The organism is Telluribacter roseus (assembly GCF_017355915.2).
In the GTDB taxonomy this organism is placed as follows: Bacteria; Bacteroidota; Bacteroidia; order Cytophagales; family Spirosomataceae; genus Telluribacter.
Map to the genome: position 1 here is coordinate 85045 of NZ_JAFEUV020000006.1, position 17240 is coordinate 102284.

Consider the following 17240-nt stretch of genomic DNA (forward strand, 5'->3'; position numbering starts at 1 on the left):
CCATGCACGTACTTCTCCTATCCATTGGGGCGCTCCTGACGTCCCTCTCTGGCCCTGCTTTGCCCGACACCATCATCCTGAATGCCGGAAAGAACAGCAAAGTCATCTTCTACGGCAAGTCCGCACAGGATCTCAAGGACCTGGAAAAGCTTGATCTCAACAAGATACTTAAGGAACTCAATGAAAAGCAAAGCCGTACGGATTCAGTACCGAGGCAGCAGGTGGTCATGGATGGGGACAACTTTATGACTCCTCAGCTCCCCAAAGATCTGGTATGGGTACAGAAGTACCTTGCAAATACCTTTCTGAACCTCCACATAGGTACCGGAGTACACATCAACCGATACGTATTTTATCAGCCACCCTCTGCTTTGTTAGATCACCCTACGGCGCAGTTATCCACCGAAATCGTCCTGCGCAATCCGTTCACAAGCAGTCTGTCAGTAGTTCATGATGCCAGATTTGTTGACCGGCCCAAGTTTGCCGTTGCCTTGCGCTATGGTGTTGGGGTTGGATTTGCTATGCAAAGGTATTTGCATTGGAACCTTCTGCAATCAGCCCCATCCGACTATCCAAACGAAGTTGTTAATCGGGCTTGGGATCTTTTAAGGAAAGAAAAAGTCACGCCCTTACAGTCTGATTTTAACTCATTTCAGACGTTTTTCCAGCTTTCGCCTAAGATTTCTGTGAAGAACAAAAAAGGCCTATCCACATTTTACCTTAGCCTGGGTGCGAGATTAAATTATAATAGAAATTATGAAAGCATTAACCCCGCGGGATATGCTAGTACTCTATCTGTAAATTCATCAAAAGGAGGGCATCACAGGAGCAAGGGGCCAATCATTACAGGTGGCGGTTATGGGGTGTATAGTGCAGATAAAGCTTATAGCATCAGTTATATAGCGGAGTTAGGCTACAAGGCGATAGGGGTTTTCTTTGCTTATAACTCTGACTATCTTCCCCTCCATACCCGGACATTAGGTAGCAATGTCAGAACAGATTCAGGCTTTACAGCAGGACAGCAAGGTAAGCTTGGCTATGCTTCCTTTGGCATCAGACTAGGCCGCTAGTACAAGGTACATTGCATTGTATCATCTATTTACCATCGCATACATACCAAGAAGTCACATTCTTCAAATTATTCCTTTCTATGAAAAATTACTTGCTATTAGTAGCCCTCCTGCTTCCTATATACAACTGGGCTCAATCACCTGCAGAGGCGCAGTGGGCAGAAAAGGGGCAGAGGCAGATTGGAATACGTACAGGAGCAGGTGTGAATACCCGTACCGGCTTCCTCAGAGCTACACCCTACGGCAATTATTTTCTAACGGAGCGCTGGGCACTCAGAGCGGAAGGTCGCTATGAACTCTACGGCCCTAACGGGAGCTGGTATATGGGAGCAGGCTTGGCTACCCGATACCACTTTCTAAAAATTTACGGGTTTTCCATGTATGCCCAGGCTGGCTACTTTTATGGATTTGAGAAAGAAAGAAAACGTGAGTTTCTTTTTAGTTGGTCCAAAATGATTACTGAGAGGTACAACTACGGGATGCTAAATCTGGGGGTAGGAGCGCAGTATCGATTAGGCTCCCGCTGGTTTATCAATGGACAGGTGGAAAAAAACATCTCCCGATTCGACAATAGCAACGTCACCTTAGGTGTAGGCTTCCGGATCAGGTAGGCTTTCTCAGTGGGTATGTAACAGGTATAAGTAGTCGTAGCCATTAGTTCTCTTTATACCTCTGAATTAAGACAACGACTACCCCATGACCCCCAACTTTACCCGCCGTACCTTTATCAAGTCCTCCATTGGTTTGGCCGCCGCTACTACGTTGACCTTACCTGAAACCAGCGAAGTACTTAATGTGGGGCAGGTGATTGACCGCATCAAGGCCAACGTAGGAATACCCTGGCGGGAGCAGACGGTGGATAACCTCATCGTGGGCACGCGGGAACAGGAGGTAAAGGGCATCGCTACCGTGATGATGGCGACGCTGGAAGTACTGCAGAAGGCCGCGGCAAAGGGGCTGAACATGGTCGTTACGCACGAGCCAACCTACTACTCGCACCAGGACCGGATCGAGCCGGTACAGCAGGACCCGCTGTTCCAGCACAAGCGCGATTTTCTGGAAAAGAATGGGATGGCCGTTTTCCACTTCCACGACCACTGGCACGGACGCAAGCCCGACGGTATTGCCACGGGAATGATCCGGGAGCTGGGCTGGGAGAAGTACAACGACCCGGAGCAGCTCCGACTCTTTCACTTTGAGAATATGACCCTGGCTCAGCTGGCCCGGAGCGTGGAGAAAAAGCTGGGTATCCGAACCATGCGGGTACTCGGCGACCCTGACCTGCCGGTGAAGCGGCTCATGGCCAGCTGGGGCAACGTGAGCCTGTTTCCGGGAGTGCCGTTCCTGGCGCAGGCCGATGCCCTAATCATCGGCGAGACCAACGAGTGGGAACTGGTCGAGTACGTACAGGATGCCATCGCGTCGGGTCAGAAGAAGGGGCTGATCATCATGGGGCACGTGGTATCCGAGCAGGCGGGTATGAAGTACGCCGCCGACTGGCTGAAGGGCTTCATCAAGGAAGTACCTGTCCAGTACATCGCCATCAGGGAGCCCTTCTGGCGCCCCGGTCAGCCGGTGAAGTAAGTACTTTGGTTTTACTTACTGGTTCGACAATCTGTCCAGCGCTTCTGAGGTGGACGCCACAAAATTGATTTGCCTCTGCTTATTACTTTCAAATATAAAGTCCCTGATGCTTTTGCTTTGGTACGCCGTAAAATCACCCACGATGGCTAAGCGGACCCGGTAGTTGGAGAACTTCTGGAGTACTTCGCCGGCTATACCGTTTTTCAGGTCAAAGAAGTCGGGTGTAATGTTCTTTTCGTGCACAATGATACTATCAAAGCCCTGGTAGTACAGGTTCCCCAGCAGGTCCAGTCCATCGGCTGCTTTGGCAATCACTATGTCTTCTGAAATGACCTCCGCTATGTCGGTCTGGTTCACGTGGTGCTTTTCTACTTTCATCTTCTGATATATTATAATGTCTTTCAGGTAATTTTCTGGCACGAAGATAGCTGATCACTTACAAGCCGGACTACTGGCAAAGGATGAGTGGTAAGCTGCTTTTTCGAATGGTTGATCAGGTGCAACAGCCTCCTGTGGCTTACTGGCTTTACTATCTTCATCCTCCCTTTTGGCGTTTTCATACACTAAATAGGCGAACTGAGTACAAATGGATTAGCCGGTCAGATAGTGCTGGGCTACCTTTGTCGTATAAGAATTCGCAGCAGACTATTAGCCATGACAAGTTATCTGCGAATAAGCCATGAAAGATTAACTACAAAGAAAATGAATACCATCAGTCAGTCAAAACTGGACAAGATCGTAGCCGAAACCGTAACTAAAAAGAACATCTTCGGTGCCGCCTTCCGGGTGGCCACGCCTGACCAGTCGGTGGCGCTGACCAGTGCCGCCGGAAATATCGGACCCGATAGTCCCTTTTACATCGCCAGTATCAACAAGCTGTTTGTGGCGGCCCTGACGCTGCGCCTGGTGAGGAACAAGCGGTTGAACCTGTCGGATCCTATTTCAAAGTACCTGCCTGGCTACCTGATGCACGGACTGCACGTGTACCAGGGACAGGACTACTCGGAGGAGATCACGATTCAGCACCTCATCACGCAGACCTCCGGCCTGCCCTGCTACCTGATCGACAAGCGCCCCGACGGGCCCAAGGTGATGGAAGAGCTACTGAGCGGGAAAGATCAGGCGTGGACGACGGACCAGGTAGTAGCCCAGGTAAAGCGCATGAAGCCCCACTTCCGGCCCGGGCAGAAGGGGAAGGCCAGCTACGGCAATACCAACTTCCGGCTGCTGGGACGGGTACTGGAACTAGTGACGGGAGAGCCTCTAAATAAGTTGCTGACCCAGCTCTTCGAGGAGCTGGACCTGGAAAGTACTTTTGTGATCCGGCCGGATACCAACCGGGAGTTTGTGTCGGTGTACGCTAAAGCCAGGCCGGTACATCTGCCCAGGTACTTTGCAGCCTCCCGGTATGATATCGTATCCACTACCTACGATCTGATGGTATTCCTGAAGGCTTTCTTTGGCGGCTACTTTTATCCCCAAGAGCAGCTACAGGAGCTACAACAGTGGAATGCGGTCTTCTTTCCGTTCCGGTACGGAGTGGGCATGCAGCAGTTCCACATGCCCTGGATTCTTTCGCCTTTCAGGCCCATTCCGAATATGATCGGCCACTGCGGCTCGGTAGGTACCGCGGCTTTCTACGTACCCGACAAGAACGTATTCATTACCGGTACCATCAACCAGACCAGCAATCCCCAGCTCCTGTTTCAGACCATGATCCGGATCCTGAACCTGCTGTAAGGTACATCTGGGTACGGCTTGGATGTCCTCCTCTAGTCGCGCCTGGGCTCGTAGTGGAGGACTATTATGCCGCACGCAAAGGGTGTAGCCTTTACCAGCGTCAGGTGCTGATGGCGGTCAAGCTCCCCAAAGATGCTCATTCCGCTACCGATAGCGACCGGGTTGATGAACAGATGAAACTCGTCGATCAGGCCCTGCTGGATAAGTGACGATACAAACGTAGCACCGCCGTAGGCGATAATGTCGCCGCCGTTCCCGCTTTTGAGTTGAGTGATTTCGTCAGCTAGTTCACCTTTGGCCAGTACGGTATTGTCCCACTCGGATTTGTCGAGCGTGCGAGAAAAAACAACTTTGGGCGTGTCCGTAAACTTCCTGCCGGCTGCGTTCTCCGGACTATCAGGATCGGCCGCTACCGAAGCCCAGTGAGGGATGAAGCCTTCGGCCAGTCTACGGCCCAGGACAATGGTATCGACCGGCTCCGTGAGCTCGGTTACGTATTGATTGAGGGCATCGTCCCAGTCGAAGGTCATCCAATCCATTTCGCCGTTGGGACCGGCTATGTACCCATCGAGGGTCATTTGTACCTGAAGTTTTAGCTTTCTCATTCGTTTTTATCTGTTTTGATAGTACAAATATCCGGCTTAACCCCGACTCGCAAGCGGTGTGAAAACGGCATACGAGGGGGCCGACTGCGACAAAGTACTTATAAGCTGGTTAAGATGACCAGGCTCAGCCCGGCTGACTCTCCTTTTCGAGTACATAGATCAGCAATTCTTTTCTGATTCGGAAGCCCAGCTTCTCGTATAGTTTGATGGCGTTGGTGTTGTCAGGGGCCGCATGTAGGAAAGGAATGCGGCCGGCTGCCATGATACTTCTGATCTGGCTGCGGATCAGTGTTGCCGCGTAGCCCTTGCCGGTATGGTCGGGGTGGGTACATACCGCGCTTACTTCGGTGTAGGGGTCAGGCTGCAGGCGCTGCCCGGCCATGGCTATCAGTTGGTTTCCGTCAAAGATTCCCTCGTAGTTGCCCAAGTCAATGGTGCGGGACAGGAAGGGGCCGGGCTTGGTGAGGTCAGTCAGCTCCAGCATGGCCGGTATGTGCTTGTCCTGTAAGGGTACTAATTGGTGAGCCTCTACCGGGGGTACATCCTGCGACTGATACACCATCTGGATAAGATCTTTCTTTACCTCTACGCGCCAGCCATTAGGAATGGATATTTCGCCCGGGGTGAAAAGTACAACAAGGCTCCCCTCCGGCACCAGGGCGTGCAGCTCATTCAGATCATTTTCACTGTTGGTCTTCAGGCCGGCAAAAAAGCCTATATCTCTTCGCATGTACCTGGCCTGCTCATGGCCAATGCTGAATGGCTTGCTGCCGGTACTGAGGGCGTTCCAGATAGGGTTATCAAGTATATGATCCACGGGTTAGTAGTAGGTAGTTGGCTTTGGGCAGCAAAGGTACTCATTGGGTACTATATGATGAGTTATGCTGGGCTATTAAGCCTATAAAAGCACTAGCCCGACCAGTGGCCGGGCTAGTGCTTTTAATGTGGGTACCTAAGTTTACATACCGATTTAGAGTAGCTGAGCGCCCTGGATGGTCGTAAAGCCGTTGGTCTGCAGGCCGGTATTGGGGTCCGAGTTACACCCTCTGGCAAAGTCATTGATGGCTTTCAGGAAGGGCTTGTCGTTGCCGAACCAGTCAAACCAGAAGCCCTGATTTTCCAGAAATCGCTTCAGGATAAAGCGCAGGATGTAGCGCAGGGGCTGGTCACAGTAGCGGGGATTAAACTTCGACACCACGCTACCCTTCATGAATCGGGGCGAGTAGTTTTCCTTGTTGTCCATGTACGCATACACGATATTGCCCATGGTCTCGACGGGCGTCACTACTACGGCTACATTGTCAGACATACCCTCACTGGCAAAAAAGTCGAGCAGTTGGGAGTACCCAGTCTTGAGGCGGTCCAGTAAAAGAGAGGCTGTCGCCGGGTCACTCATCCACTTCTCACACTTCACCGGTACCAGCAGCACCATTTTCTTTTCATTCAGGTCTTTGTACGCCTCTTTGAATATATTCAGCATACCTGCAGAGCCGTTTTTGCCGTTCTCGGGTATGTTGCGGTCGTTGTGATACAGCCAGGGGAATGATCTTCCGCCTTCTACCATCAGGGCGGGAGTATCAATGGCGATCATCGTCACCGAACACTCACGAATACGACGAATCACCTCCTTGGGGTTTTCCATCAGTTGCTCCCCCGGATAGTCGCGGAGTACCAGTTGCACTTTCGGCTTTTTGTTTTTCTGACCCAGGTTAAAGCGGTACTCTATATCATTAAATCCAAATTTGCTGATCGATCCCCGGTTATTTTTGAATTTTTGGCCGAGATCAAATCTTTCCTTTGGCTTTGTGATGCTGTTGCTTTCTACAATACTGGTAGCCTCCACCACATCGGCGTTATTGAGAGGCATCTGGGTGATGGTGTCAAAGGCAGTACGTAGCTGCGCGGCATGCCTTCCTAAGTTAGAGTCCGTTTCGCTTACGGGTGTTATCTCCAGATCGCTGTCTCTTCCAATAACCTGAGAAAACTGGCAGTAAATCGAAGAGAGCAGACTGGTTTTGCCGGCTCGGGCCGGACCTAATACAGTAATGTTAAATTCTCTGATCATGATGGGTTAGTTCTCAGTTAAGGCAATAGATTTATTCAGTGTCACTACGCGCTCAGTGATTTCGAGCCACTGCCAGCGTAATCCATTATTGACCGACATCTCCTGGAAGTTCTCCGGCCATACTTTGGCCCGGTTTTCCATGTAGAATGCCTGCCATTCATCCATTGCATTTTCAGTCCGAAGTACCTTGTCCACAAATTGCTCCGCCGTAGCGAATATGGCCTGGTTGATTTCGATGGGCCAGTTTTCCAGCTCACCCTTCAGGCTTTCGAGCACCATTTTGTGCATGGCTACGAGTATATCCCGTACCTCTTTGGCGGTAGGCTTCGCGCTCAGCTCGGCCCGACCGGTATCGGGGGTAAGGCAGTCAAGATGCCTCCGGAGGCGGTAGTAGAAGAAGCCCTGGTACGAAATACGGAAGTCGGCCAGCATCTCGAACGCCGGATGCAATACCGGGTACTGCTCTCTGAGCAGGGTAGTTACGTCCGTAAGGAAGGCGGTACCGGTATTGGCGCTCAGGTTTTTGAGGCGTCCCTGGTTTTCATTTTTCAGTACGTCGGCTATCTGTACCTTGATCAGCTCTACCGACCGGCTCAACCCTTCCTCCAGGTTTTCAAAATGGCGCGTCAGCTGGGTACGGCTGTGGTTAAAGTAAAACTCACAGGCCGACTTATACCCCCCCAGCAGGTTACGGGTATCTTCTATCTGCTCAATGGTCGGAATACCCGAGTCCGCGTAGGAGTTTTCCTGCGCTCTGAGTACATACTCCGAGAAGAGCTCATTAGGGGTTTCGCGCTGATCGCGCAGCTCCTTCATCTGCTGCTCAAAGCCTGAGTACAATCTCCGTACGGAGTCTCTGAACAGCTTGTTGAATACGTTGAAGTTGAAAGGAGTAGATTCTGTAACGATGCCCAACGCGTCCTTGGCCTTGCTCATTTCGGCCCGGACCTGGTTGTGCAGTACCAGTAGCTTATCGTAAAGGGAGTTGACGTAGATCTGGTCTATTTTTTCAATAGTCTGCGTCAGGTAGTCAAGTACCCGCTGAAGTACGATCTCATTGACCTGTACGGCATTGGAACAATCGGCTACCACCGCATCCGCAAACTTCATCTGTTCGGAGCGGTCTTCCAGCAATCGCTCACAGTTGCGCATATTGTCCTCATTGGGAGAGGATGAGCGAACGTGATTCATGACCAGGAAGGTCCACAGGTCCAGTGGCAGCTCGGGCAGTACATTGCGGGTTGTATCGTACAGGTCTATTTCCTGCGGCTTCCATACTTCACCCAGGCCGGATGGCTTCTTGATAAAGAGGATTATATCGACGTCATGGCTCAGGGTATTGATCAGCCAGTCTTCGGCCACCAGACCCGTATCGCCCAGACCGGGCATATCCACGAAGGCAATCTGTCCTACGTTTTCGTGGGGGAAGCTGCATATAATCCGGGCTTCTCTTACCGCCAGGAAGTTATAAAATACCCGCTGGCCCGTAATATCGTCCTGAGCTACGTACTCCCGAACGTTATTGATGGGCACGAAGTGGGGCGACGACAGCGAGAGCAGTGGCTTGTATTCGGCCAGATGATTTTTGTAAAGATCCAGCTGGGCGTATTTTATTCTTGCGCTGAGGCTTTGCTGTTTATCCGCCGGGAGAAGGGGCAGGGGAGTAGCCTCAAACTCTTCCAGGGTAGCGGGCTTGTAGGACGAGTCCAGAAGCTCGGTATAGTAGGGAGCCAATACCTGATTGACAAACTCATCTTTAGTATAGAAGTGTATTTCGCCGTGCGGCTCCACGGAGGGGTTGTGGATAATAACACTACGGGTTCCGGTACAGTGTCCGAACGGACCAGCAGGGATCGCGTTATCATCCAGTCCTGAAAGGCTCCTGAGTAGCTGACTTTTTCCCTGACGGGCCAGACCTACCACTCCGATGTTGAGGGTCTTTCTGATAAAGCGGGAGTAATAACGGGAAAGATTCAGCTCCTGCTCCGCAATACTTCTTTTGATAGAGTCAAGATCAAGGCTTAGCAGGCGGTAGCGAATGGATTCATTATCTGTAGAGTTGTAAATTTCTTCACGCCTCTGCTCCATTACATCAATGGCCGATCGTAGAGAAATCAGCTGCTGCCGGATAGTACTTAGTTTTTTTGCGGTGAACTGCCTTTTCGCAACAATAGCATTGACTTGTTGCTCACGAACCAACGTAGGAATCATCAAGTATATAGAGTTAGGTTTATATGGTGCAAAATAGTGGGCTGGGCCATGTGTATAGTTCTTTAAATTAGTAGCCAATACTCCATATACTAACGATATGCACTACAATTCTCCAAAGAATCATGTTACCTGCTGTCACTCTGCTACCAACAACCATGCCATTTTTTTAAAACCTATTGGCTCTTTTAACGCTCTGTGTAGCTGAATGGGTTGATTGACAGTATTATACTATTGTCAAAAAAAGTAATACTATCATACGTGGAAGTAACTTCTTATAGTAAAGTGGTAGTGCTATCATGTAATCAGACCCCTTATTTGCCTGGTTATTTCGAAGCGCAGCAGGTACTGGAGTTAGAATGACAAAATAGAGGGGTATGACCAAAGAGGTACCCCCGTCCGTCTCTGGTCATACGCTTCATGTACCGTCCGTTAAATCAGTTCAATGTAGGTTCTTTTACCGATCCTGATTTTGGTGTTGGGTTTCAGTTCTATGAGCTGATTGGGATCACTGGCCCTGACCGTATCTACCTGTATGGCTCCTCCCGCAATCATTCTTCGGATGGAGGATCTGGTTTCTTCACTTTTCAGGCGATGGCATAGTTCGATCAGAGGTATACGTTCCGAGGCAGATCCAATGGAGCCGATGGCGACTGGTTCGAAGCTTTTGTCATCGAATCCCTTGTTCTGGAACTGGTTGATGAAGTACTGCTCCGCGGCTTCGGCACTTTCTTTATCGTGGTACTGCCGGATGATATTCCGGGCGATGGCCTTCTTGATGTTCATGGGGTTTTCGCCGGCCGCCAGTTGATCGCGGAGTACCTGCTTCTCCTGCGGGCCGAAGTCGGTAGCCAGGTCCAGGTACTCTGCTATGAGCTCGTCGGGCATGGACATCGTCTTGCCGAACATGTCGTTGGGGGCGTCGGTGAGGCCGATGATGTTGTTAAGCGACTTGCTCATTTTTTCTTTCCCATCCAGCCCTCTGAGCAGGGGCATGCACATCACGATCTGAGGGTCCAGGCCGTGGCTTTCCTGTAGCTGCCTTCCCATGGTACAGTTAAAGAGCTGATCCGTTCCCCCCATTTCGATGTCGCACTGAATATGCACCGAATCAAAGCCCTGCAGGATGGGGTACATCAGCTCGTGCATGGCAATGGGGGTATTCTCGGTAAAGCGCTTGTTGAAGTCATTGCGGTGCAGCAGCTGCGCTACCGTCACCCTGGACAAGAGCTGAATGATCTCCGAAAATCCCAGACCATCCAGCCAGTCGGAGTTGAACCGGATCTGGCACCGGTCCACATCTATGATCCTGGAAAGCTGCCTGATGTACGTATCGGCATTAAACAGGACCTCTTCCTGGCTAAGTGGCTTGCGGCTCTTATTCTTGCCGGTAGGGTCGCCGATGCGGGCCGTGAAGCTGCCCACAATGATCACGATCTGGTGCCCCAGGTCCTGAAACTGTTTCAGTTTCTTAAGCACCACGGCGTGCCCCAGGTGCAGATCCGGGGCGGTAGGGTCAAAGCCCAGCTTGATCACCAGTTTTCGGTTTTCGATTTCGGCCTGTCTGATTTTCTGTTCCAGACCGTTCTGCGGGAGAATAATCTCCACGTTTGCTTGTAGTTGTTCTAAGTGGTTCATGATGGTTAGAAAATAAAAAAGCCCCGAACAATGGGATTGTTCGGGGCCTGTGTTAGGTATGTAAGTCTTATTTATTGCAGCAGCTATTCCTTAAAGCACAAGACATACCTCTCCCGAACCATTACCGCGTAGTAATAATTATTGAAGAAGGGGAGGCGTAGTATGTTGTTTAAGTGTTTCATTTCGATGCAAATATAGCTGGGCTTTCGCAGGTACCCAGCCATTGGGCCCACTTTATTTTCTGCACCTGCTTTACAGGGAGCTGGCCCCAATCTTAAACGTGCTGGTCAATCAGGATCTGATTTCCATCCGGGTCCACTACGATCAGGCTACCGGGGCCGGTGGTTTTTTCATCGGCTTCGGATAGGGGTTTGATCCCCTTGCTTTTCAGGTGGCGCTGTATGGCCCGTACATCGTTATACTTCTCTACCTTGGCGGCGTTCTCGTCCCAGCCGGGGTTAAATGTCAGGATGGTTTTGTCGAACATGCCATGGAACAGGCCGATCAGGGCGTTGCCGTTCTTCATGATGTAGTAATTCTGCTCCGGTGCACCCGCAAAAGCCGTAAAGCCGAGGTTCTCGTAAAACTGCTTCGAAGCGTTCAGGTCCTTTACATTCAGGCTCACCGAAAACGCACCCAAAGGCATACCATTCGCCATCTGGTTGGTTGGGGCTTCGGTACCTGGCTGTTGCGTCTCCTGCGTGGGCGAGGCCGCCAGTTTGAGGTTTGCTAATCCAATACCGGCAAGAGTCACACCGATTCTCGTCAGCCAGTTTCGTCTGTTTTGTCCCATATAGTAGCTGTGTTAAGTGCTTTACAACAAGTGGAAGGTAGTAAAATTTACAGTAAAACTCCTCATTGTAACAGCTTTAACTTACATCTGTCAGCTGAACTACTTTATTACCGGAAAACGTAAATACAGACGTCCCCTTCAACGATATAGTGTCTCCCTTTTTCAGCCCATTCGGGAAGTCCATGTTTACTATACCGTAGTAGTCAATCGCTACTTCGGTCTGGTCATCCTGGTGCCGAAAGGCTAATATAGTCTGGGTTCGGGTAGAGAAGTAGGTGGTCGCCTGTACGGCCTGCTCCCTGAAAGCGGGGAGCCCCGTTAGCAACAGGGTAGTTTCCCCGTCTGAAATATTCCTGAATATTACCGCCTCGTCAAAGTCGGCCACCATCCGGTCTACGTCATACTGGTTGTAGCCTTCGACGTAGTTCCTGATTATCTCTTCCCGGCTTTTCATGGCTTTACTGGTTAGCTATCTACTCTACTGGTCTGATGTACCTGACAAAGGGTTGATTGGCTAGGGTTTGGTTGCTCTTTGCCTGTATTGCCTCCTGAAAAATACAAAGATGTAGAAGAGTAGCAGGGCGATAAAAACTACCAGACTACTATTCAGGAAAAGCCAGATCCACGTCATAGGTATAGCGGTAATGTTGTAATTAGATAAGGTTTGTAAAGAATCCAGCCCCGTAGGGGCGGTACCCACCACGGGCTTTCCAGGTATTTTACATACCCAAGTACTTACTACCCAGGGCGAACTAGCCCGGGCCTGTAGAGTGGTCGGGGCTGCTGCCCGGAATTGGCTTAAATATAGAGGTAAAATACGCTAAACAGCTACCTGCGGCGAGTAATATCTTTTGGTCAGCACCACATTAACCGCCGCAAGTACCCCCAGTATACCCATAAAGGTAGTGGCTAGTTGCCATCCGCCCCACTCGTAGCATAGGATGGCGGCGTAGGCTCCCAGGGCACCACCGATAAAGTAAGACGTCATGTACACGGTGTTGATCCGGCTGTTGGCGGTATGATCCAGGGTATAGATAACGGCAATGTTGGTCACCTGCGTAGCCTGTACGCCAATATCCAGCAGGATGACCGCCACCCAGATCGCGGCCACGGACTGATCAAACTGCATCAATAGTAAGATGCTGAACAGGGTGATGCCGGTGGAGAATAGCAGCGACCGGAACGAGGAGCCCTTGTCGGCCAGCTTGCCGAACAGGGGAGCGATGAGGGCGCTGGCCGCGGCCAGTAATCCGAACAGACCAATCTGTGAGGCGGAGTAGCGGAAGTCCGGTCCGCTCAGGTGAAAGGTAAGTACCACCCAAAACGCACTGAAGGTACCAAAGGCCAGCATGCCGGTAAGGGCCGTCCGGCGCAGCAGGGGAAAGCGTCCCAGTTGGGTAATCGTAGACTTCAGCAGGTCCGGGTAGTTGCCGCTGAAGCGGTTGGGTACAGTACTAAAGTCCGTTTGCATCAGTATAGCCGTACCCAGTACGAGCCCGGCCGATATGCCGTACACATACTGCCAGCCCAGCCAGCCCGCTACCAGGCCGCTGAATACCCGCGCCAGCAGGATACCCGCCAGGATGCCCGTAAATATCAGGCTCACTACCTTCCCCTTGTTGTCGGTTACCAGACTGGCCGCCATAGGCAGGATGACCTGCGCTACCACCGAAAACACCCCAATCAGGAAACTACTCGCGTACAGCAACCAGAGGTGGGTAGCCAGCGCCATGATCAGGAGCGAAATAGTCAGTCCGGCCTGCAGGTAGAGGATTAACTTCTTTCGTTCGATCATATCGCCAATGGGCGTCAGGAAGAAGAGGCCAGCCCCGTAGCCAATCTGTGATAGTACCGATATCAGCCCCGACTGCTCAGGAGCGATGTGAAAAGTGGTGGCAATGGCGGTAAGGATAGGCTGGCTGTAGTATACATTGGCCACGGCCACACCCGCCGTTACGGCCATGATAGCGATCTGCTTTTTGGTCAGGTACATAGTACTGAAAGTTTTGCTGTTCTATCGTCAAAAGCGACAGGGCAAAGTTCGGTACAGTACCCCCCTCATACCAATGAACTGGTTTAGGAAAAAGGGGCGAAGCCGTTCGGGTAAAATGGTTGAACCAGTTCAACTTTTCTGGGTAACTCTCCTTTTCCTGAGCTTCGACAGGTACTCGCTGGTCATGCCCAGAAAGGAAGCCAGCGCGTACTGCGGTACCCGGTTGGCCACGTCAGGGTACTTTTCCAGAAAGAGCAGGTAGCGTTCTTCGGCCGATTGGGTGAGGTTGGTAATGACCCGGCGGGCCATATAGGCGGCGGTACGTTCGGCCAGGATCCGGAAGAAGGTCTCGTAGGCATGGCTGCTGCTTTTCAGCTTCTGCTCTACGTCGTAGTCAATCTGCAGTACGACGCTGTCTTCCAGGGCTACTACAAATTGGGTAGCCGGCTGCTGATAGATATAGCTGTTGTAATCCGTGATCCACCAGTCATCAATCGCGAACTGGATGGTGTGTTCCTGACCTTCCTCGTTTACCACGTACGCCCGGAAGCTGCCTTTGACCACGTAGTACCGCTGGCCGGGCGTAAACCGGGGCTGGATGATAAACTGCCTCTTCTTGATCCGTTCCAGCCTGAAAGACTGACAAAACTCCGTGAGCTGCTCCTCCGTCAGGGCAACCCTACGGAGTACATGCTGCTCTAATTGGTCATACTCGGCCATGGGGTGATTTATTTCGGGCTAAGATAATTAAAGTCACGCTACGGGTGCCTCCTCCATATTGATAGCTTTCCATAAAGAGGAGGGGATGATACTTCGCAGTCGCTCGGCTCCGTCGAGTGACGACTATCCATTAGCCCTCCGGGCGCAGTTCTATGCAGAAAGCCCCCGCTGGCGTCCGAAGTTCGGTAGCGTGGTTGTTTTTTTGCCAGAAGGCATATTTCTCGTTATGCTGGATGTTGGCCGCATGGTACTTAAAACCATCTCCATCCAGTTTTTCTGTGACTCCTGCGCCTTTTCAAAAGAAGCAGATTCAGTAACCTATTAGCGGTAAAACTTTTGAAATCGCGAATGGTATGAGACAGTTCACCGTTTGCCCGGCTGACGATCAGGTGCAAATGGTTAGTCATGATGACATAAGCATAAATCTCCAGGCCTTTCTGCTGCTGGCAGAATTTCAAACTGTCAACTATCTCGTTGGTGTACAGAGATCGGCTGAAAACATCCAGCCAACGACGGTAAAAGTGAGGAAAAACAAGCCATCTCCGTGCGTTTTTCTGAGTTCAGACATGGGTTTATTTAGCAAGTATAAGAATCAGGCTTGTCTGAGAACCTACCTGACCGCCCGGAGGGCTACGGGATAGCCGTCACTCGACAGAGCCGAGCGACTGCGGTGAGCAAAGTGGAGTGTTTCTCTCTGCCAATATAGAAAACTTATTTGGAGATTGATTAAGAGCAGTGGCCAGGGGGATAACACCCGCAAAGGCGAAAAGCTGAAAAGTAGAGTTGTGGAAAGGAGCTTTGCAAACTAGCTGCCCTATTGAAGCGGCTACTCTGCAAAGCCCCTATAATCTGACCTATATAGTAAAAAGTGCGCATTACCCCCGAAGCCCATATTTATCTATGATGGCCTGGCGTTGCTCATGAAACCACACGACACCATACTTCCTGTCAAGCGCAGCCATTTTGTTAGCCACTTCCGGGGTTGCTGGTGTCAGGTTATTCTGTACCATATGCGGTAGTATTTCATGAAATAGCTCTTCCAGATAATCCTCAAAACTCTGATTAAAGAAACAATCTACAAACCGCAGGGGCGTGTCACCCGCATTCCAGAAAGAATGCACAATACCACGCGGACGGAAATTCCAGCCCCCGGCTTTCACTTCGAATATTTCCTCGCCTATCATAACCGTAGCGGTGCCTTCCAGCACATACATCAGTTCATCCAGGTCCTTATGTAGGTGCGGAGATGGCCCCATTTGTTTAGGTGCTACTGCTACTTCTACATTAGAAAATTGGTTGCTGGTTTGTTTTGACTGAATGATAGTCCGAACATCCGTATTGCCTGGTCCGGGGGTAAGTGGTTCTCTGGGCGGTATATAAAAAGGCATAAGTTGGTTTTTAGGGTTAGCAGATGGAGTAAATGAAAATGCGGGTGAACTAAGCATAGTTAATCCACCTAGTACGCCGACCGGAAGAAAATCTTTGCGTTTCATAGTGCAGTACGTTTGAGTTAAAAATCTTATCAAACCTACCTACTTACGGGAATAGCGTGGTGGTAAAAAAGTGACATTCTTTACCCTTCATGTAAGGCGAATGTCCTTTCCGGCGAGGCTTTTTCTACTTCGTAAAAGGCCGGAGGGGTAAGGTTGGTGAATTCTTTGAAGTCTTTCACCAGATGCTGATAATCATAGTACCCGCAGGCCAGGGCTATGTGTAGCCAGTCCAATTCCGGGTGGTTGTTTTTTAGGCGATACGCCCGGTCAAACCGGAGGATTTTCTGAAACATCTTGGGACTCACGCCAACCTGCTCCTCAAATCTCCTGATAAACTGTCGGACGCTCAAACAGGATTGATCGGCCAGCCAGTCTATGGATACCCTGTTTTCGTGCCTGATCAGGTATATACACGCCTTATCAATGGGTTCCGCTGGTTTACACCTCTTCTTAATCAGGTCAAGGAGGAAAACTTCAATCGTACTAAGCATACTTCTCAGCTCATTCATCCTGAATAGCTTTTCCTGCAGCACGGAAAGCTCGCTGCCCAGACAATCCCGGGCATCTATGAACGTATCGGTTAACCCTTTGACCTCCGCTATCCTTAAACGTGATAACGTAGTAGGCTGAAGAACTACCTTGATGGCCAGGAAATCATACCCGCCGTACCGTTTGAGAGGTATGGTATAAATGCCATTAACTACACAGTGAGGATAGGCGATAGCGTGATCGGACTTGATAGGACTGAACCGCTGGGCATCCCGGGTATAAAAAGTTAGGGTGTGCTCTGGCCTGGGAGTATGGAATTTTACGGGCGGAACAACATCTGTATCAAATACAAATCGGATGACCTGGTACTTCTGCACATACTCCTGCAGGGCCACGCCAGGATAAATGTCTGTAAGAAGTACCTGTTCCATAGGTCAGTCATTTAGCTATTAGGAAGTAGGCATACAAAAGCGTGTTTCTGACAGGGGCTTTTGGGTACGGGGGCCGTATCAATCTTGAGCACTTTCCATAAAGAGGAGGGGATGGTATTTTTTACTGATAGCAAATTCTTCATGGCTTCTTCCGCTTCTTCTGTCAACCTATTATCCTTAAAATAGGAGTACTCATAGTAGTAGCCCCAAAACTTCATGGTACTGTCCGTATCAGTCTGCAGCAGCCTGATTAGGGGAAGGGGAATATTCCGGCACAAATCCTCTATATTTTAGTTTGCTGAAAAATGGTATACTTTTTCTTTGTCTATTTTACTTCCTTATTGTATATCCAACAAAAGTACAAGGCAACATCGGCTGATTCATTCCAGGTAATTAATTTATTTTCTGTTT

The 17240-nt window shown here is 50.4% G+C and carries 18 protein-coding genes; 5 read left to right on the forward strand and 13 right to left on the reverse strand.

The window, feature by feature from the left end; all coding sequences use genetic code 11:
- Positions 1 to 2: 2 nt before the first annotated feature.
- The 3 genes from JTN23_RS12985 to JTN23_RS12995 all read left to right on the forward strand — a co-directional run bounded on the left by JTN23_RS12985 (position 3) and on the right by JTN23_RS12995 (position 2654).
- Complete coding sequence (locus tag JTN23_RS12985) at positions 3 to 1070, forward strand: hypothetical protein (protein WP_247235266.1); 1068 nt, start codon at positions 3 to 5, stop codon at positions 1068 to 1070.
- A gap of 80 nt (positions 1071 to 1150) precedes the next feature.
- Entirely contained in the window at positions 1151 to 1681 is a 531-nt protein-coding gene (locus JTN23_RS12990) for a hypothetical protein (protein WP_247235267.1), read from the forward strand.
- 85 nt (positions 1682 to 1766) lie between these two features.
- Positions 1767 to 2654: a Nif3-like dinuclear metal center hexameric protein gene (locus JTN23_RS12995; protein WP_247235268.1), complete on the forward strand. Its 888-nt coding sequence runs from the start codon at positions 1767 to 1769 to the stop codon at positions 2652 to 2654.
- A 15-nt stretch (positions 2655 to 2669) separates the two neighbouring features.
- Here JTN23_RS12995 and JTN23_RS13000 read toward each other — a convergent pair whose 3' ends face one another.
- Complete coding sequence (locus tag JTN23_RS13000) at positions 2670 to 3032, reverse strand: DUF4180 domain-containing protein (RefSeq protein ID WP_247235269.1); 363 nt, start codon at positions 3030 to 3032, stop codon at positions 2670 to 2672.
- A gap of 324 nt (positions 3033 to 3356) precedes the next feature.
- Between JTN23_RS13000 and JTN23_RS13005 the strand changes: the two genes are divergently transcribed.
- The gene (locus JTN23_RS13005) at positions 3357 to 4394 is read left to right on the forward strand and encodes a serine hydrolase domain-containing protein (RefSeq protein ID WP_247235270.1); all 1038 of its coding nucleotides are present in this window, start codon (positions 3357 to 3359) and stop codon (positions 4392 to 4394) included.
- Between the two features lie 32 nt (positions 4395 to 4426).
- Here the strand turns inward: JTN23_RS13005 and JTN23_RS13010 are convergent, their stop codons facing one another.
- The 9 genes from JTN23_RS13010 to JTN23_RS13050 all read right to left on the reverse strand — a co-directional run bounded on the left by JTN23_RS13010 (position 4427) and on the right by JTN23_RS13050 (position 14416).
- Positions 4427 to 4999, reverse strand: coding sequence for a dihydrofolate reductase family protein (locus JTN23_RS13010; protein WP_247235271.1), 573 nt, complete (start codon positions 4997 to 4999; stop codon positions 4427 to 4429).
- A gap of 124 nt (positions 5000 to 5123) precedes the next feature.
- Positions 5124 to 5816: a GNAT family N-acetyltransferase gene (locus JTN23_RS25920; RefSeq protein ID WP_247235272.1), complete on the reverse strand. Its 693-nt coding sequence runs from the start codon at positions 5814 to 5816 to the stop codon at positions 5124 to 5126.
- A gap of 153 nt (positions 5817 to 5969) precedes the next feature.
- The gene (locus tag JTN23_RS13020) at positions 5970 to 7064 is read right to left on the reverse strand and encodes a hypothetical protein (RefSeq protein ID WP_247235273.1); all 1095 of its coding nucleotides are present in this window, start codon (positions 7062 to 7064) and stop codon (positions 5970 to 5972) included.
- Between the two features lie 6 nt (positions 7065 to 7070).
- Complete coding sequence (locus JTN23_RS13025; RefSeq protein ID WP_247235274.1) at positions 7071 to 9275, reverse strand: hypothetical protein; 2205 nt, start codon at positions 9273 to 9275, stop codon at positions 7071 to 7073.
- Positions 9276 to 9704: 429 nt separating this feature from the next.
- Positions 9705 to 10910, reverse strand: a complete 1206-nt coding sequence (gene tyrS / locus JTN23_RS13030; RefSeq protein WP_247235275.1) for a tyrosine--tRNA ligase — start codon at positions 10908 to 10910, stop codon at positions 9705 to 9707.
- A gap of 274 nt (positions 10911 to 11184) precedes the next feature.
- Positions 11185 to 11703 (reverse strand): VOC family protein, encoded by a 519-nt coding sequence (locus JTN23_RS13035; protein ID WP_310586719.1) that lies wholly within the window; start codon positions 11701 to 11703, stop codon positions 11185 to 11187.
- A 76-nt stretch (positions 11704 to 11779) separates the two neighbouring features.
- Entirely contained in the window at positions 11780 to 12157 is a 378-nt protein-coding gene (locus tag JTN23_RS13040) for a nuclear transport factor 2 family protein (RefSeq protein ID WP_247235276.1), read from the reverse strand.
- Positions 12158 to 12523: 366 nt separating this feature from the next.
- Positions 12524 to 13696 (reverse strand): MFS transporter, encoded by a 1173-nt coding sequence (locus tag JTN23_RS13045; protein WP_247235277.1) that lies wholly within the window; start codon positions 13694 to 13696, stop codon positions 12524 to 12526.
- A 129-nt stretch (positions 13697 to 13825) separates the two neighbouring features.
- Entirely contained in the window at positions 13826 to 14416 is a 591-nt protein-coding gene (locus JTN23_RS13050) for a Crp/Fnr family transcriptional regulator (RefSeq protein ID WP_247235278.1), read from the reverse strand.
- Positions 14417 to 14501: 85 nt separating this feature from the next.
- Here JTN23_RS13050 and JTN23_RS13055 point away from each other — a divergent pair, with 85 nt between their 5' ends.
- The gene (locus tag JTN23_RS13055; RefSeq protein WP_247235279.1) at positions 14502 to 14741 is read left to right on the forward strand and encodes a hypothetical protein; all 240 of its coding nucleotides are present in this window, start codon (positions 14502 to 14504) and stop codon (positions 14739 to 14741) included.
- On the opposite strand, the gene JTN23_RS26015 is transcribed toward JTN23_RS13055, so the two are convergent.
- The 3 genes from JTN23_RS26015 to JTN23_RS13065 all read right to left on the reverse strand — a co-directional run bounded on the left by JTN23_RS26015 (position 14668) and on the right by JTN23_RS13065 (position 16829).
- A complete protein-coding gene (locus JTN23_RS26015) occupies positions 14668 to 14922 on the reverse strand; it encodes a transposase (protein WP_409049450.1) in 255 nt (84 codons plus the stop codon). The two genes, JTN23_RS13055 and JTN23_RS26015, sit on opposite strands and share 74 nt — an antisense overlap.
- A 369-nt stretch (positions 14923 to 15291) precedes the next feature.
- Complete coding sequence (locus tag JTN23_RS13060) at positions 15292 to 15909, reverse strand: cupin domain-containing protein (protein WP_247235280.1); 618 nt, start codon at positions 15907 to 15909, stop codon at positions 15292 to 15294.
- Between the two features lie 80 nt (positions 15910 to 15989).
- Positions 15990 to 16829: a helix-turn-helix domain-containing protein gene (locus JTN23_RS13065; protein WP_247235281.1), complete on the reverse strand. Its 840-nt coding sequence runs from the start codon at positions 16827 to 16829 to the stop codon at positions 15990 to 15992.
- Between the last annotated feature and the right edge of the window lie 411 nt (positions 16830 to 17240).

What these genes read in the sequence shown, in the direction of transcription:
- JTN23_RS12985 (WP_247235266.1), top strand. Translation starts at nt 3, where the DNA reads ATGCACGTACTTCTCCTATCCATTGGGGCGCTCCTGACGTCCCTCTCT.
- JTN23_RS12990 (WP_247235267.1), top strand. Translation starts at nt 1,151, where the DNA reads ATGAAAAATTACTTGCTATTAGTAGCCCTCCTGCTTCCTATATACAAC.
- JTN23_RS12995 (WP_247235268.1), top strand. Translation starts at nt 1,767, where the DNA reads ATGACCCCCAACTTTACCCGCCGTACCTTTATCAAGTCCTCCATTGGT.
- JTN23_RS13000 (WP_247235269.1), bottom strand. Translation starts at nt 3,032, where the DNA reads ATGAAAGTAGAAAAGCACCACGTGAACCAGACCGACATAGCGGAGGTC.
- JTN23_RS13005 (WP_247235270.1), top strand. Translation starts at nt 3,357, where the DNA reads ATGAATACCATCAGTCAGTCAAAACTGGACAAGATCGTAGCCGAAACC.
- JTN23_RS13010 (WP_247235271.1), bottom strand. Translation starts at nt 4,999, where the DNA reads ATGAGAAAGCTAAAACTTCAGGTACAAATGACCCTCGATGGGTACATA.
- JTN23_RS13020 (WP_247235273.1), bottom strand. Translation starts at nt 7,064, where the DNA reads ATGATCAGAGAATTTAACATTACTGTATTAGGTCCGGCCCGAGCCGGC.
- JTN23_RS13025 (WP_247235274.1), bottom strand. Translation starts at nt 9,275, where the DNA reads ATGATTCCTACGTTGGTTCGTGAGCAACAAGTCAATGCTATTGTTGCG.
- tyrS (WP_247235275.1), bottom strand. Translation starts at nt 10,910, where the DNA reads ATGAACCACTTAGAACAACTACAAGCAAACGTGGAGATTATTCTCCCG.
- JTN23_RS13035 (WP_310586719.1), bottom strand. Translation starts at nt 11,703, where the DNA reads ATGGGACAAAACAGACGAAACTGGCTGACGAGAATCGGTGTGACTCTT.
- JTN23_RS13040 (WP_247235276.1), bottom strand. Translation starts at nt 12,157, where the DNA reads ATGAAAAGCCGGGAAGAGATAATCAGGAACTACGTCGAAGGCTACAAC.
- JTN23_RS13045 (WP_247235277.1), bottom strand. Translation starts at nt 13,696, where the DNA reads ATGTACCTGACCAAAAAGCAGATCGCTATCATGGCCGTAACGGCGGGT.
- JTN23_RS13050 (WP_247235278.1), bottom strand. Translation starts at nt 14,416, where the DNA reads ATGGCCGAGTATGACCAATTAGAGCAGCATGTACTCCGTAGGGTTGCC.
- JTN23_RS13055 (WP_247235279.1), top strand. Translation starts at nt 14,502, where the DNA reads ATGATACTTCGCAGTCGCTCGGCTCCGTCGAGTGACGACTATCCATTA.
- JTN23_RS13060 (WP_247235280.1), bottom strand. Translation starts at nt 15,909, where the DNA reads ATGAAACGCAAAGATTTTCTTCCGGTCGGCGTACTAGGTGGATTAACT.
- JTN23_RS13065 (WP_247235281.1), bottom strand. Translation starts at nt 16,829, where the DNA reads ATGGAACAGGTACTTCTTACAGACATTTATCCTGGCGTGGCCCTGCAG.